Origin of the sequence: Brevibacillus sp. M2.1A, assembly GCF_013284355.2 — a bacterium.
Lineage (GTDB): Bacteria > Bacillota > Bacilli > Brevibacillales > Brevibacillaceae > Brevibacillus.
Window position 1 is genome coordinate 4,832,241 of sequence record NZ_JABSUY020000001.1, and the last position, 14,342, is coordinate 4,846,582.

10 protein-coding genes, 15 tRNA genes and 3 rRNA genes are annotated in these 14,342 nt (G+C 49.8%); 4 read left to right on the forward strand and 24 right to left on the reverse strand.

Features of this window, described 5'->3' with window-relative positions; genetic code table 11:
- Positions 1–142 precede the first annotated feature (142 nt).
- The 18 genes from HP567_RS23050 to HP567_RS23135 all read right to left on the reverse strand — a co-directional run bounded on the left by HP567_RS23050 (position 143) and on the right by HP567_RS23135 (position 6,580).
- Positions 143–216, reverse strand: a tRNA-Gly gene (locus HP567_RS23050).
- Positions 217–230: 14 nt separating this feature from the next.
- Positions 231–318: transfer RNA gene (locus tag HP567_RS23055), tRNA-Leu, on the reverse strand.
- 25 nt (positions 319–343) lie between these two features.
- Positions 344–420 (reverse strand) — tRNA-Pro (locus HP567_RS23060).
- A 34-nt stretch (positions 421–454) separates the two neighbouring features.
- A tRNA-Arg gene (locus HP567_RS23065) sits at positions 455–528 on the reverse strand.
- A 6-nt stretch (positions 529–534) separates the two neighbouring features.
- Positions 535–610: transfer RNA gene (locus HP567_RS23070), tRNA-Gly, on the reverse strand.
- A gap of 19 nt (positions 611–629) precedes the next feature.
- A tRNA-Leu gene (locus HP567_RS23075) sits at positions 630–716 on the reverse strand.
- Between the two features lie 65 nt (positions 717–781).
- A tRNA-Lys gene (locus HP567_RS23080) sits at positions 782–857 on the reverse strand.
- Positions 858–865: 8 nt separating this feature from the next.
- Positions 866–949, reverse strand: a tRNA-Tyr gene (locus HP567_RS23085).
- A gap of 7 nt (positions 950–956) precedes the next feature.
- Positions 957–1,031, reverse strand: a tRNA-Thr gene (locus tag HP567_RS23090).
- A 99-nt stretch (positions 1,032–1,130) separates the two neighbouring features.
- Positions 1,131–1,207, reverse strand: a tRNA-Asp gene (locus HP567_RS23095).
- 77 nt (positions 1,208–1,284) lie between these two features.
- Positions 1,285–1,361, reverse strand: a tRNA-Met gene (locus tag HP567_RS23100).
- 78 nt (positions 1,362–1,439) lie between these two features.
- Positions 1,440–1,515 (reverse strand) — tRNA-Val (locus HP567_RS23105).
- A 34-nt stretch (positions 1,516–1,549) separates the two neighbouring features.
- A tRNA-Glu gene (locus HP567_RS23110) sits at positions 1,550–1,624 on the reverse strand.
- 17 nt (positions 1,625–1,641) lie between these two features.
- Positions 1,642–1,717, reverse strand: a tRNA-Thr gene (locus HP567_RS23115).
- Positions 1,718–1,723: 6 nt separating this feature from the next.
- A tRNA-Asn gene (locus HP567_RS23120) sits at positions 1,724–1,799 on the reverse strand.
- A gap of 52 nt (positions 1,800–1,851) precedes the next feature.
- Positions 1,852–4,767: ribosomal RNA gene (locus HP567_RS23125) — 23S ribosomal RNA — on the reverse strand.
- Positions 4,768–4,870: 103 nt separating this feature from the next.
- Positions 4,871–4,984 (reverse strand): 5S ribosomal RNA (gene rrf / locus HP567_RS23130).
- A gap of 66 nt (positions 4,985–5,050) precedes the next feature.
- Positions 5,051–6,580: ribosomal RNA gene (locus tag HP567_RS23135) — 16S ribosomal RNA — on the reverse strand.
- The 16S, 23S and 5S rRNA genes sit together here with 15 tRNA genes alongside, the layout of an rRNA operon.
- A 412-nt stretch (positions 6,581–6,992) precedes the next feature.
- On the opposite strand from HP567_RS23135, the gene HP567_RS23140 reads away from it, so the two are divergent.
- Positions 6,993–7,274, forward strand: coding sequence for a hypothetical protein (locus HP567_RS23140; RefSeq protein WP_173612345.1), 282 nt, complete (start codon positions 6,993–6,995; stop codon positions 7,272–7,274).
- A 68-nt stretch (positions 7,275–7,342) separates the two neighbouring features.
- Here the strand turns inward: HP567_RS23140 and HP567_RS23145 are convergent, their stop codons facing one another.
- The 3 genes from HP567_RS23145 to HP567_RS23155 are packed head-to-tail and all read right to left on the reverse strand — an operon-like array spanning position 7,343 to position 10,556.
- Positions 7,343–8,119: a fumarylacetoacetate hydrolase family protein gene (locus HP567_RS23145; protein ID WP_173612346.1), complete on the reverse strand. Its 777-nt coding sequence runs from the start codon at positions 8,117–8,119 to the stop codon at positions 7,343–7,345.
- 42 nt (positions 8,120–8,161) lie between these two features.
- Positions 8,162–9,361 carry a tRNA uracil 4-sulfurtransferase ThiI gene (gene thiI, locus HP567_RS23150; protein WP_173612347.1) on the reverse strand — a complete coding sequence of 400 codons (1,200 nt, stop codon included), beginning with the start codon at positions 9,359–9,361 and terminating at the stop codon, positions 8,162–8,164.
- Positions 9,362–9,386: 25 nt separating this feature from the next.
- Positions 9,387–10,556 (reverse strand): cysteine desulfurase family protein, encoded by a 1,170-nt coding sequence (locus tag HP567_RS23155; RefSeq protein ID WP_173612348.1) that lies wholly within the window; start codon positions 10,554–10,556, stop codon positions 9,387–9,389.
- A gap of 273 nt (positions 10,557–10,829) precedes the next feature.
- Between HP567_RS23155 and HP567_RS23160 the strand changes: the two genes are divergently transcribed.
- Entirely contained in the window at positions 10,830–10,976 is a 147-nt protein-coding gene (locus HP567_RS23160; RefSeq protein ID WP_162837761.1) for a hypothetical protein, read from the forward strand.
- A gap of 114 nt (positions 10,977–11,090) precedes the next feature.
- Here HP567_RS23160 and dapF read toward each other — a convergent pair whose 3' ends face one another.
- Positions 11,091–11,951 carry a diaminopimelate epimerase gene (gene dapF, locus HP567_RS23165; RefSeq protein ID WP_173612349.1) on the reverse strand — a complete coding sequence of 287 codons (861 nt, stop codon included), beginning with the start codon at positions 11,949–11,951 and terminating at the stop codon, positions 11,091–11,093.
- Positions 11,952–12,094: 143 nt separating this feature from the next.
- Here dapF and HP567_RS23170 point away from each other — a divergent pair, with 143 nt between their 5' ends.
- Complete coding sequence (locus HP567_RS23170) at positions 12,095–12,625, forward strand: DUF84 family protein (RefSeq protein ID WP_173612350.1); 531 nt, start codon at positions 12,095–12,097, stop codon at positions 12,623–12,625.
- Positions 12,626–12,692: 67 nt separating this feature from the next.
- On the opposite strand, the gene HP567_RS23175 is transcribed toward HP567_RS23170, so the two are convergent.
- Entirely contained in the window at positions 12,693–13,274 is a 582-nt protein-coding gene (locus HP567_RS23175) for a DUF456 domain-containing protein (protein ID WP_173612351.1), read from the reverse strand.
- A gap of 97 nt (positions 13,275–13,371) precedes the next feature.
- Between HP567_RS23175 and HP567_RS23180 the strand changes: the two genes are divergently transcribed.
- Entirely contained in the window at positions 13,372–13,962 is a 591-nt protein-coding gene (locus HP567_RS23180) for a 5' nucleotidase, NT5C type (protein ID WP_173612352.1), read from the forward strand.
- A gap of 61 nt (positions 13,963–14,023) precedes the next feature.
- On the opposite strand, the gene HP567_RS23185 is transcribed toward HP567_RS23180, so the two are convergent.
- The gene (locus HP567_RS23185; protein ID WP_173612353.1) at positions 14,024–14,248 is read right to left on the reverse strand and encodes a DUF1540 domain-containing protein; all 225 of its coding nucleotides are present in this window, start codon (positions 14,246–14,248) and stop codon (positions 14,024–14,026) included.
- Between the last annotated feature and the right edge of the window lie 94 nt (positions 14,249–14,342).

Here is a 14,342-nt window from a genome sequence, read left to right on the forward strand (position 1 = left end):
GACAAACTTTTATACCTGTATTGAACAAAGGCTTATCTATTCAACTGTTGGATAAGCCTTCATACTTTTGCCTCAAGTAAAAATAGGCCTGCTTTCCTAGACACAAAAAAACAGAGAACCTATTGGCTCTCTGCTTTATGTATGGAGCGGGTGATGGGAATCGAACCCACGCGACCAGCTTGGAAGGCTGGAGTTCTACCATTGAACTACACCCGCATCAAAATAGATGCTGGTGCCGAGGACCGGACTTGAACCGGTACGGGAGAAACTCCCGACAGATTTTAAGTCTGTTGCGTCTGCCCATTCCGCCACCCCGGCAAACCTGTAAAACGTGGGCAAATCATGGTCGGGAAGACAGGATTCGAACCTGCGACCCCTTGGTCCCAAGCCAAGTACTCTACCAAGCTGAGCTACTTCCCGACAAATTATCATCTTCACTTTTGTAGTAAAGAAGCGTGCCCTGAGAGATTCGAACTCCCGACCTTTTGATTCGTAGTCAAACGCTCTATCCAGCTGAGCTAAGGGCACATGTTATGGAGCGGACGAAGGGTCTCGAACCCTCGACCTTCGCCTTGGCAAGGCGACGCTCTACCAATTGAGCTACGTCCGCATTATAAGAAGAAGTTGATTGGTGCGGTCGAGAGGACTTGAACCTCCACGGTGTTGCCACCACTAGAACCTGAATCTAGCGCGTCTGCCAATTCCGCCACGACCGCATTTTCCCATCCAAGTAGTCAGAGGTGTTAACAAGCTGACTTTCACTTTTCGGGTTTATGAAAACTGGTGAGCCATGAAGGACTCGAACCTTCGACCCTCTGATTAAAAGTCAGATGCTCTACCAACTGAGCTAATGGCTCATGAAAAATGGTGGGAGAGACGGATTCGAACCGCCGAACCCGGAGGGAGCAGATTTACAGTCTGCCGTGTTTAGCCACTTCACTATCTCCCCAATTTCATGGTGCCGGCAATAGGACTTGAACCCACAACCCCTGATTACAAGTCAGGTGCTCTACCAATTGAGCTATACCGGCATATCTTTAATTATGGCATATCTTTCATGAAAATCAACGTTTTTTTATTCCGTTAAACCTTTTTCATGTTCATGAACTATGCCATCTCATTAAGAAAGATGGCGGAGCTGACGGGACTCGAACCCGCGACCTCCGGTGTGACAGACCGGCGTGAACTCCAACTTCACCACAGCTCCATATTTGGTTGCACCCACTGGGTACTCCGATCCTACTTGTTCAAGAAGATTACTCGATGTAGAGCAAGTAGAAAATTTGGTTGCGGGAGCAGGATTTGAACCTGCGACCTTCGGGTTATGAGCCCGACGAGCTACCGAGCTGCTCCATCCCGCGATAGTCAGGACGACTGAGTGTCAGTGTTGCCACAAGACGTGACGTTTTTAGCTGACCTTCCTTGTCCATTTATATAAGTGGTGGAGGCTGACGGGATCGAACCGCCGACCCTCTGCTTGTAAGGCAGATGCTCTCCCAGCTGAGCTAAGCCTCCAAATCACCTACAAATATGTAGGGATTTTTCTAGGTGACCCGTAGGGGATTCGAACCCCTGAATGACAGCGTGAAAGGCTGCTGTGTTAAACCGCTTCACCAACGGGTTCAAGATTAAGATTACTTCTGGTGCTCCCGACAGGAATCGAACCTGCGACCTCTTCCTTACCATGGAAACGCTCTACCGACTGAGCTACAGGAGCATATTATGGCTCCTCGGGACGGACTCGAACCGCCGACCGATCGGTTAACAGCCGATTGCTCTACCAACTGAGCTACCGAGGAACGTAGAAGGTTTGTTCCTTCAAAACTGAATACGCATGATTGCTAAGAATGTGTGGATAAGTCCTCGACCGATTAGTATTCGTCAGCTCCACGCGTTACCGCGCTTCCACACCGAACCTATCAACCTCATCGTCTATGAGGGGTCTTACCAGCTTGCGCTGTGGGAAGTCTCATCTTGGAGGGGGCTTCACGCTTAGATGCTTTCAGCGCTTATCCCGTCCGCACATAGCTACCCAGCTGTGCCACTGGCGTGACAACTGGTGCACCAGCGGTGCGTCCATCCCGGTCCTCTCGTACTAAGGACAGCTCTCCTCAAACTTCCTACGCCCGCGACAGATAGGGACCGAACTGTCTCACGACGTTCTGAACCCAGCTCGCGTACCGCTTTAATGGGCGAACAGCCCAACCCTTGGGACCTACTTCAGCCCCAGGATGCGATGAGCCGACATCGAGGTGCCAAACCTCCCCGTCGATGTGGACTCTTGGGGAGATAAGCCTGTTATCCCCAGGGTAGCTTTTATCCGTTGAGCGATACTCTTCCATGCGGAACCACCGGATCACTAAGCCCGACTTTCGTCCCTGCTCGACTTGTAGGTCTCGCAGTCAAGCTCCCTTCTGCCTTTACACTCTACGAATGATTTCCGACCATTCTGAGGGAACCTTTGGGCGCCTCCGTTACCTTTTAGGAGGCGACCGCCCCAGTCAAACTGCCCACCTGGCATGGTCCTCTCGCCCGATAAGGGCGACGAGTTAGAAACTCCGTACATCAAGGGTGGTATCCCACCGACAGCTCCACAGAGGCTGGCGCCCCTGCTTCTCAGCTTCCCACCTATCCTGTACATGATGCACAAAGTTCCAATACCAGGCTACAGTAAAGCTCCATGGGGTCTTTCCGTCTTGTCGCGGGTAACCTGCATCTTCACAGGTATTATGATTTCACCGGGTCTCTTGCCGAGACAGCGCCCAAGTCGTTACGCCTTTCGTGCGGGTCGGAACTTACCCGACAAGGAATTTCGCTACCTTAGGACCGTTATAGTTACTACCGTTTACTGGGGCTTCGGTTCAAAGCTTCGCTTGCGCTAACTCATCCCCTTAACCTTCCAGCACCGGGCAGGCGTCAGCCCCTATACTTCGCCTTGCGGCTTCGCAGAGACCTGTGTTTTTGCTAAACAGTCGCTTGGGCCTTTTTCACTGCGGCTTTCCTCGGGCTATTAACCCTACCGAGGCGCCCCTTCTCCCGAAGTTACGGGGTCATTTTGCCGAGTTCCTTAGCAAGAGTTATCCCGCGCACCTTAGATTCTCTCCTCGCCTACCTGTGTCGGTTTGCGGTACGGGCACCTTGTTCCTCGCTAGACGCTTTTCTTGGCAGTGTGAAATCAGGGACTTCGGTACTAAAATTTCCCTCGCCATCACAGCTCATGCTTCACGGTGTGCGGATTTGCCTACACACCACACTTGCTTGGGACGCCATCCAGTATACTCACCCTATCCTCCTGCGTCACGCCATTGCTCAAGCGGAACAGAGGTGGTACAGGAATATCAACCTGTTGTCCATCGCCTACGCCTTTCGGCCTCAGCTTAGGTCCCGACTAACCCTGGGAGGACGAGCCTTCCCCAGGAAACCTTAGGCTTTCGGTGGACAAGATTCTCACTTGTCTTTTCGCTACTTACACCGGCATTCTCACTTCCAAGCGCTCCACCGCTCTTTCCAGTACGGCTTCACTGCTGCTTGAACGCTCCCCTACCCAGTCCGTAAGGACTGCCATAGCTTCGGTGATACGTTTAGCCCCGTTACATTTTCCGCGCAGAGTCACTCGACCAGTGAGCTATTACGCACTCTTTAAATGGTGGCTGCTTCTAAGCCAACATCCTGGTTGTCTGGGCAACTCCACATCGTTTCCCACTTAACGTATACTTGGGGACCTTAGCTGATGGTCTGGGCTGTTTCCCTTTTGACGATGGATCTTAGCACTCACCGTCTGACTCCCGGACATAAGTCATTGGCATTCGGAGTTTGACTGAGTTCGGTAACCCGATGAGGCCTCCTAGCCCAATCAGTGCTCTACCTCCAAGACTCTAAATTCCGAGGCTAGCCCTAAAGCTATTTCGGGAGAACCAGCTATCTCCGAGTTCGATTGGAATTTCACCGCTAGCCACACCTCATCCCCGCACTTTTCAACGTGCGTGGGTTCGGGCCTCCAGTAGGTGTTACCCTACCTTCACCCTGGACATGGCTAGATCACACGGTTTCGGGTCTACGGCAGCGTACTATCGCCCTATTCAGACTCGCTTTCGCTGCGGCTCCGTCTCTTCAACTTAACCTCGCACGCTACCGTAACTCGCCGGTTCATTCTACAAAAGGCACGCCGTCACCCTTTAACGGGCTCCGACTATTTGTAAGCACACGGTTTCAGGTACTATTTCACTCCCCTCCCGGGGTGCTTTTCACCTTTCCCTCACGGTACTGGTTCACTATCGGTCGCTAGGTAGTATTTAGCCTTAGCAGATGGTCCTGCCAGATTCACACGGGATTTCACGTGTCCCGCGCTACTCGGGGTTGGTCTCGGAGAGACGCGCGTTTAGGTTACGCGACTATCACGCTCTATGGTCAGCTTTCCCAAGCTGTTCACCTACGCGCGTCTTTTGTAACTCCGTGTGAGACGCCCCACAACCCCGCCAGGTAAACCTGACGGTTTAGGCTCTTCCGCGTTCGCTCGCCACTACTGACGGAATCACTATTGTTTTCTCTTCCTCCGGCTACTTAGATGTTTCAGTTCACCGGGTCTGCCTTCTCGTACCCTATGTATTCAGATACGGATACCATCCCATTACAGATGGTGGGTTTCCCCATTCGGAGATCCCCGGATCAAAGCGTGCTTACCGCTCCCCGAGGCTTATCGCAGTTCGCTGCGTCCTTCTTCGGCTCCTAGCGCCAAGGCATCCACCGTGTGCCCTTAGTAACTTAACCACGTTTGGTTAGCACTAAAAAGTACTTACAGTTAATATCTTAGCAATTTCATGCAGTATCCAGTTTTCAAAGAACAAATGGATAGTTACTCGCAAGAGTAACTGCCTGGCAACGTCCTACTCTCCCGGCTCCTGCGGAGCAAGTACCATCGGCGCTGGAGGGCTTAACTACCGTGTTCGGCATGGGAACGGGTGTCCCCTCCGCCATCATCACCAGACTATATGAAGGAAATACTCCTTCAAAACTGAACAGCGAATGTTGCGTTACGGTCATATCTCCATAGAAAGGAGGTGATCCATCCGCACCTTCCGGTACGGATACCTTGTTACGACTTCACCCCAGTCATCTACCCCACCTTCGGCGGCTGGCTCCTTGCGGTTACCTCACCGACTTCGGGTGTTGCAAACTCCCGTGGTGTGACGGGCGGTGTGTACAAGCCCGGGAACGTATTCACCGCGGCATGCTGATCCGCGATTACTAGCGATTCCGACTTCATGTAGGCGAGTTGCAGCCTACAATCCGAACTGAGATTGGTTTTAAGAGATTGGCGTCCTCTCGCGAGGTAGCATCCCGTTGTACCAACCATTGTAGCACGTGTGTAGCCCAGGTCATAAGGGGCATGATGATTTGACGTCATCCCCGCCTTCCTCCGTCTTGTCGACGGCAGTCTCTCTAGAGTGCCCAACTGAATGCTGGCAACTAAAGATAAGGGTTGCGCTCGTTGCGGGACTTAACCCAACATCTCACGACACGAGCTGACGACAACCATGCACCACCTGTCACCACTGCCCCGAAGGGAAACTCTGTCTCCAGAGCGGTCAGCGGGATGTCAAGACCTGGTAAGGTTCTTCGCGTTGCTTCGAATTAAACCACATGCTCCACCGCTTGTGTACTCGTCAATTCCTTTGAGTTTCACTCTTGCGAGCGTACTCCCCAGGCGGAGTGCTTATTGCGTTAGCTGCGGCACTGAGGGTATTGAAACCCCAACACCTAGCACTCATCGTTTACGGCGTGGACTACCAGGGTATCTAATCCTGTTTGCTCCCCACGCTTTCGCGCCTCAGCGTCAGTTACAGACCAGAAAGCCGCCTTCGCCACTGGTGTTCCTCCACATCTCTACGCATTTCACCGCTACACGTGGAATACCGCTTTCCTCTTCTGCACTCAAGCTACACAGTTTCCGATGCGAACCGGGGTTGAGCCCCGGGCTTTAACACCAGACTTACATAGCCGCCTGCGCGCGCTTTACGCCCAATAAATCCGGACAACGCTTGCCACCTACGTATTACCGCGGCTGCTGGCACGTAGTTAGCCGTGGCTTTCTCGTCAGGTACCGTCAAGGTACCGCCCTATTCGAACGGTACTTATTCGTCCCTAACAACAGAACTTTACAATCCGAAGACCTTCATCGTTCACGCGGCGTTGCTCCATCAGACTTTCGTCCATTGTGGAAAATTCCCTACTGCTGCCTCCCGTAGGAGTCTGGCCGTGTCTCAGTCCCAGTGTGGTAGGTCACCCTCTCAGGTCGGCTACGCATCGTCGCCTTGGTGGTACCGTTACCCCACCAACTAGCTAATGCGCCGCGGGTCCATCTCCCAGTGATAGCCGAAGCCATCTTTTCTTTTCGGATCATGCGATCCAAAAACCTATCCGGTATTAGCATAAGTTTCCCTATGTTATCCCAGTCTGAGAGGCAGGTTGCCTACGTGTTACTCACCCGTCCGCCGCTAGGGTCCGAAGACCCTCGCTCGACTTGCATGTATTAGGCACGCCGCCAGCGTTCGTCCTGAGCCAGGATCAAACTCTCCAATAAAGTTTGTTACTGGTTCAAAGCTGGCAAATCATTTCATGATAGACTCATTAACGCTTTCGCTGTTCAGTTTTCAAGGAGCAATTTGTTTCATTCGCCCGAAGGCGACTTTCCCATTTTATCATGTAGCAGCTGTTTTTTGCAAGAGGTTTTTTTAACCATTTCGCTTACTTCAGCAGCGACAAGATCTAATATAACAAAATCACCAGATATAAGTCAAGTATTTCTCTCACTTTTTTATTGATGATTTTTTATGTGTATTGATTGTTTCGAGCAGAATTTAAATATAAATGAAATAAGTCACGGAGTCAATAGGAAAAACGAATAGCGATTCTCTTTTTATTTCACACTATAAACGCTTGGCGTTTTAGCTCCATGCCCATGAAGTATCCAACAAATAAACGGCGGTGTTACTATGGATCCAAAACCAACCTATGAAGAATACGAAAACGATCATTACAGTGAATTATCTACCGTAGAGTCACAACGCAATGAAATCCTTCAGGAAGAATTCCCTGAGGGGCCATTTGGATCTGCCACAAACGAAGCTCGCTTAGGGAAAGCAACAGGCTGGGAGCCGGGACAGCATTCCACCACCACTCGATTCACTTACGAAACAAGGCTAATGCATCAAGACCTTCCTAGACAAGACCCATCCGCGCACCCCATTCATGATGATCCGAACGAAGAAGAATAAAATAAACAAACCAAGCCCCCACTTCAAACAAGCAGGGGGCTTGGTCCATCTTATCAAAGAATGTATGACTACTCCTCAGCCACTACATGAGTCGTTAAGGTTCCGATCCCTTCAATGGTTACCGAAACTTCATCACCCGGAACAAGCTCACCTACACCAGATGGCGTCCCGGTTAAAATAACATCGCCGGGACGAAGCGTCATGACCGCTGACACAGCCTCGATCAACTGCGGAATCGAAAAAATCAATTGGTCTGTGCGAGCATCCTGACGAACTTCCCCGTTTACTCGTGTCACGATACGCAAATTATGATAATCAAGTTTGGCTGCAATAGCAGGTCCAAGCGGACAAAACGTATCAAAGCCTTTTGCCCGAGTCCATTGCCCATCGCTCATCTGCAGATCGCGAGCGGTCACATCAATCGCACAAGTGAATCCCAAAATATAATCGTCTGCATCCGCAGCCTTGATCTTCTTGGCCTCTTTCTTAATCACCACGGCGAGTTCGCCTTCATAATGAAGGTTCTGCGTCAGCTTTGGATAGACGATAGGCTCGCCAGGTCCAATGACTGTTGTTGACGGCTTCAAAAACATCAGCGGTTCTTTTGGCAGGTCAATCCCCATCTCAGCCGCATGGTCCCGGTAATTCAATCCGATGCATACGACCTTGCTTGGATCACTTGGCGCCTTTAACGTGACCTCATCCAAAAGCAGCTCAAGGCCCGTCATGATCGGTTTTGCCGTATGGATTTTGTATATGTCCCCTTCAATCACGCGTACTTTGCGATCCTCTTCCACCATCCAGCCATGCTTCACCTTACCATTGCGCTCATAACGGATTATCATGGTTCCTTCTCCCCCGTGTCGCGAGTTTCTCTATACTTGTAGTTAGAACAAGTCGGTTGTCGTTTCTTTTGGCTTCGTTGTAATCTCTTCGATTTCAGTTCGCGCTACAGCATCCTCCACTAACGCTTCTACATCCAGCGCTTCCTCAAATTTTGCAGCGAGGCGAGGCTTCGGTCGCGTTACAGGATTTTTCGGTGTAAACACTGTGCAGCAGTCTTCATACGGCAAAATCGAAAGCTCGTACGTATCGATTTGGCGAGAAATATCCACGATGTCTACCTTGTCCATGGCGACGAGCGGTCGCAGGATTGGAATTGAAATCACCTTGTTGATCGTGTCCATGCTTTCCAAAGTTTGCGATGCGACTTGACCGAGGCTTTCTCCTGTTGCGAGTGCCTTGGCATTGGTATTTTCCGCAACACGCTCCGAAATGCGCATCATGAAGCGACGCATGATGGTGATCAAATAGTCTTCTGGACATTTTTCACGAATGGCGGTCTGAATTTCGGTAAACGGTACAACGTGGAGACGAACAGTTCCTCCCCATTTCGTCAGCTTATGAGCCAAATCACGTACTTTTTGCAAAGCGCGCTCGCTCGTAAACGGATAGCTGTGGAAGTGGATTGCTTCAAGCGTCACACCACGCTTCAGCATCATCCAACCTGCTACGGGACTGTCGATACCCCCAGATAGAAGCAGCAGTACTTTTCCGCTCACCCCAACTGGCAAGCCACCAGGTCCCTGGATGGTTTCACAGCTAAGGTAAGTACCCTCTGTGCGAATTTCTACATTCACGATGGTGTCCGGCTCATGCAAGTCTACACTGATAGCTGGCAGTGCGCGCAGGATATGCGTTGCTACCATTCGATTGACTTCCATAGAAGGAATCGGATAGCGTTTATCAGCCCGGCGGGAAACCACGCGGAATGTACGCGGCTGTGGATTTAATTGACGGACCATCTCCAGTGCTTTTTCCTTGATTGTTTCAATATCAGGATCTACCTGGATCGTCGGACTAAAGGAAGAAATACCAAAAACGCGCTTCAAACGCTCCATAACCGCATAAGCGTCCTCGCCGTGCAGCTCCACATACATCCGGCCGTAATTGCGTCGAACTTTTACTTTAAAAAATGAGCGCAGTACGTTTCTCACACTCTTTACAAGGGCTTCTTCGAATTGATCCCGGTTTTTCCCTTTAAGCGCCAACTCACCATAACGAATTAAAATAACATCGTAGTTCATGTTTATCTCCTTTTAGTTGTCCACACTATTTTCTGTGCGCGGGGGCAGGTTGTTGTTTGATATAAGTACGAAGCAGACTGACGCATTCCTCTAACGCCTTTAAAAACTGCTGAATATCGTCCGTTGTATTTTCCCGGCCCAGACTGACCCGCAAAGACGACAATGCGCAATCCCGCTCGATGCCAATCGCAGTCAGTACTCTGCTCGGCTCATTGACTTTGGATGAGCATGCGGACTTGGTGGATATCAGAAAACCTTTTTCCTCCAAAGCATGCAACAGAACTTCCGCTTTTACTCCTGGAACTGACAAGTTCATAATATGAGGAGCCGTATTCGCTACTGGGGTATTCACGATGCAACCTTCAATGGTTGCAATCCCTTCACGGAGCTGTTGATTCAATTTTTGCAGCCTGATCATCTCGACGCTGCCCAGTTCTTCTAGAATCCGGATTGCTTTTGCCATACCGGCGATGGCCGGGAGGTTTTCCGTTCCTGAGCGAACACCACCTTCTTGACCGCCACCCATCATCAACGGGTGGATGATCAAGCCTTCGCGTTTATACAAAATGCCGACTCCTCTGGGGCCGTAAAACTTGTGAGCAGAGACGCTCAACAAATCAATCCCTGAATCCTTGATGCGCAGAGGAACTTTCCCAATTCCTTGGACAGCATCGACGTGAAACAGGACTTTCGGGAATTGCTTCAACCATTGTCCGATTTCCAAGATCGGTTGAATGGTTCCCAACTCGTTGTTCACATGCATGACCGAAACGAGAATCGTATCTGGACGCATTGCCTTTTGAACAGCTTCTACTGACACGCGTCCTTCACGATCTACCGGCAGATACGTCACAGCAAACCCCAGGCCTTCCAACTGTTTGCAAACATCATAAACAGCCGGATGCTCAACCTGCGTCGTAATAATATGTTTCCCTCTGCTTTGATATTGAAAGGCTACACCCTTGATCGCCGTATTATTGCTCTCCGTACCACCTGAAGTAAAAATAACTTCACTTTCTTTACAGCTCAAGTACTGAGCGGCAACCTTTCGCGCCTGCTTCAGTACATTTTCCGCCTCTACTCCTTTTTGATGCAAAGAAGACGGGTTTCCATAGTAGCTTTCCATCGCGCGTCTAACGGTTTCAATCACTTGAGGATGAGGCCGGGTAGTCGCACTGTTGTCCAAGTAAATCACCAGTACACACCTTCCTAAGGGCAAAAGGCCCGAATACTACGCTTCATCATAACATGACTTTTCGTAAAGAACATACAAAGTATTACACTTCTCGACCTTATTTTTCCCAGAGTGCCTTGCTCTCAAAAGACCAAATCAGACAATCTGAACAACCGTTCACAGACTATTCACCGATAAAGCGCTTACATCCAGATATAGGCTATTTACATTGTTTTGGCCTTTCGTTAGAATAGTCAATAAATTTAGATAAAAAACAACAAGGAGAGAACCACCATGACAGCACAAGCTATGCAAGAAGAAATCAAGAAGATGGAAGCGGAATTGAAAAGACTGCAAGCAGAACTTACGAAGATGAACAAGAATACCCCTCAATACGACCGCACGGAAGTCGCATACCTAAATGAGGTGTACAACGCGTGACACTTATTCGAATTCGATAGCGTGGTGACGGCATGTAGGATTGGCCGTGACCACGCTATTTTTTGTAAAAAAACCGCTCCTGTCGGTTGCGACGGAACGGTTTTGGATTTGCTGTTATTTTAAAGGGATCTCCCCCAAATACGCACCAGAAAAAACTTCAGTTGCCGGGCCCGTCATATAGACGCGGTTATCCGCTTCCTTCCATTCAATAAAGAGATCGCCTCCTGCCAGGTGGACAGTGACCTTTCTACCTGTCTTCCCGCTCAAGTGGGCAGCTACTGCAGCAGCGCAAGCTCCCGTCCCACAGGCAAGCGTTACACCTGATCCCCTCTCCCATACACGGAAAAGAATTTCCTCGTGATTCAATATTTGGATAAATTCGACGTTGGTTCGCTCTGGAAACCATTCGTGATACTCGATCAATGGTCCGTAGTGACGAACATCTTCTTCCTTCACTTCATCCACGAAAAGGATGGCATGGGGATTGCCCATCGAAACAGCCGTCATCGTAAACGCCGTTCCACCGACCTCGATTACCTCTTCTCGCACTTGCTCCTCAGGAATGCCAGTCATCGGAATTGCTGCTCGCTCAAAATGAGGCTCCCCCATATTGATCGTTACTTGATCGACCTTACCATCTGCTCCTAGCGATACGACAGGAGTGACGGTCCCTCCCAACGTCTCCACGGTAAACGTTGTTTGTTCCGTCAAACCGTGATCGTATACGTACTTGCTTACACAGCGCAAGCCGTTTCCGCAGTTTTTTGCTTCGCTGCCATCATTGTTAAAGACCCGCATGCGAAAATCAGCTCGCTCCGATGGCATAATGAGGATCAGTCCATCGCCCCCAATCCCAAAATTCCGATCACTCACCCTTCTAGCCAATTCGGGTAAATCTACACGCGACAAGTCTTCCTCAAAACAGTTGACGTAAACGTAATCATTCCCCAAGCCATGCAGCTTTGTAAATTTCATCGTCCACTCCTCTTTCTCTTTCGTATGCTGGGTCTGACTCTTATCTATGCCTATTATCTTAACACAACCTAGAGAATCGCGGTCGAATCAAAAGGTGGTATACTACCACTAGCATCGATGATGGAAAGAGGTGGAACAAGCCGTTGGATTACCATATTTTCCGCTATGCACTCGGAACGAAAAATGAAGCTAAGCGTCTCGCTGTGCAAAAAGCAACCGGAACGGAGCCTTTCTGCATATCCGTCCCCTCGGGCGTATCGGCTCAGCCGATGAGTGAAGAAGAGACGATTACAGGAGCGATCAATCGAGCAAAAGCTGCACGTAGTCAAACCCCTGAAGCAGACATTGGGCTAGGCTTGGAAGGCGGACTTATGTACGATGAGCGTTTTACAAAGCAGTGGTATTTGATTTCCATCTGCGCAGCCTGGAATGGAAGTGAGCTATTTATTGGTAAGGGGTTGGCTTTTCCTATCCCGAATCAAGCCGTTCACCGAATCCAGCAGGAGCAAATTGAGCTCAGTACCATCATTGATGAATGGGGGAAAACCGTTGGCAGTAATCATCGTGGCGGCGCCTATTCCCTTTTAACGGATAATCGCGTACGTCGTTCCGATGTGTTTTGTGACGCCGTGATCGCAGCCATTACGCCTTTTGTTTCCTCTTTGTACAAATAGCAGTAGCGCAGCATAAAAACCCTCTCCGGCTTTGAACGAACTGGAGAGGGTTTGCGGTTTGATGCTTTTAGCGAGCCGTATAATACGGGTAGATGACTAATGCGCCCAAAATGGCAACAGCACCTATGATCATCGCCCAAACTCCCAGCGTCTTCGAGTTGCGTCGATACGCCAGATAGCCAAGCACCATACCAATTGGAGCCACCAAGTACGGCATGAGAAACAGGGACAGGATCGATAAGCCCAAGCCAGTCATCCCGATACCGCTGGCCCCTTTTTCCCGGTTATCCTCGTCTGTGTCGATCTCACTGGCAGCACGACTGGTCGGAAACGGCTCGGCGATTTCTGCCGCCGCCTCGATGTCGTCATCTCTGACTTTGGCAACCGGTGAACGGTCTTCTTTTGTCAAAACAACGCCATCCAAGCGCTCCGAAAAGTCCTTTCTCTCCTCATCCAGCTCGCCTGTATAGCGCTCTGTCAAAGAGTGGGGGTCGTAGTGAACCCTGCGCCTAGACCGATTTTCCTCTTCGTCAAAGACGGCCTGTGTCCAAGTATTCGCTGCAAACTCCCTGTCGTGCTGATCAACCGTCTCGGAAAAACCGGTGTCTTCCTTCCGCTTCGCATCATTACGTTCATGTCGATCCAACATAGCATGCTCAGCCCCTTTTTTGGTAAAGGATTAATTAAGTGAAGGAAGTAGCCTTATTGTCTGCCTACGTTGTACAATTTAAACGGGAGGCGAGAGAATGAAACCAGACAAAATCCTAACCATTGGCATTGATATTGACGGTACAGTCACATCACCTAGCAGTATTGTTCCGTTGATGAATGAGAGCTTTGGAAGAGATTTACGATATGAAGATTGTGTGGAGTACAATTTAGCCAACGTGTATCAAATCACGGACGCAGAGTTTGAAATGTGGCTGGATCAAAATGGGGAGCGCCTTTATGATGGTGCGCCTGTTCATGGAATTGCCGATCAGGTTTTGCGCGATTGGTTTTCCTCCCACAAGCTGGTATATATAAGTGCTCGTGAGGATCGTCACCGCGATGTGACCTTACAATGGTTTGCTCGCTACAATATCCCTCATCATGAAGTGGATTTGATTGGGAGCCACGACAAGCTGTCAGCTGCACGCAAGTGGGGTGTGGATCTCTTTTTGGAGGATCGTCTGGAGAACGCTTTGCAATTGTCAGAAGCACTGCAAATTCCGGTGTTCTTGTTTGACACTCCGTATAACCAAGCTTCCCTACCTCCGCTCGTCCATCGAGTCACTTCTTGGGAAGAAGTTGCCCAAAAAGTCAACGAGCTTTTTCCGGCTAAGACAAGCGTATAGGTTGAATAGCAAAAAGACGTATCACCATTAAGGGATACGTCCTTTTTGCGCCGAAGCCGCGTTATTTCTTTTCGGATGTCCTCGGCTTAAACGTCAGACAACAGGTCTCAGACGAAGTGGAAGCCTGATCCTTATGCTGCGTATTTTGACCATACTCACCTGCAAACTCTTCTTTCAAGTTAACAGTTGCGTGTGCGTCAATCTCCACCATGATTTCTTCGGCGCTGCAAAGATTGCCCTTCGCCCAGTACTCACAGTTTGCAACAGAACATTTTACTGCTGGCATGTGCATTCACCCCCTAGAGGCTAGCCTTCACATCAACTTAGGGGCTTATACTTTGCCATTTACAATGGAAACAAACTCTACAAGGAAAGAAGAG

Bases quoted from the DNA above. Each gene is read 5' to 3' on its own strand.
- HP567_RS23180 (WP_173612352.1), top strand. From the start codon at position 13,372: ATGAAACCAGACAAAATCCTAACCATTGGCATTGATATTGACGGTACA.
- HP567_RS23175 (WP_173612351.1), bottom strand. From the start codon at position 13,274: ATGTTGGATCGACATGAACGTAATGATGCGAAGCGGAAGGAAGACACC.
- dapF (WP_173612349.1), bottom strand. From the start codon at position 11,951: ATGAAATTTACAAAGCTGCATGGCTTGGGGAATGATTACGTTTACGTC.
- thiI (WP_173612347.1), bottom strand. From the start codon at position 9,361: ATGAACTACGATGTTATTTTAATTCGTTATGGTGAGTTGGCGCTTAAA.
- HP567_RS23185 (WP_173612353.1), bottom strand. From the start codon at position 14,248: ATGCCAGCAGTAAAATGTTCTGTTGCAAACTGTGAGTACTGGGCGAAG.
- HP567_RS23160 (WP_162837761.1), top strand. From the start codon at position 10,830: ATGACAGCACAAGCTATGCAAGAAGAAATCAAGAAGATGGAAGCGGAA.
- HP567_RS23140 (WP_173612345.1), top strand. From the start codon at position 6,993: ATGGATCCAAAACCAACCTATGAAGAATACGAAAACGATCATTACAGT.
- HP567_RS23145 (WP_173612346.1), bottom strand. From the start codon at position 8,119: ATGATAATCCGTTATGAGCGCAATGGTAAGGTGAAGCATGGCTGGATG.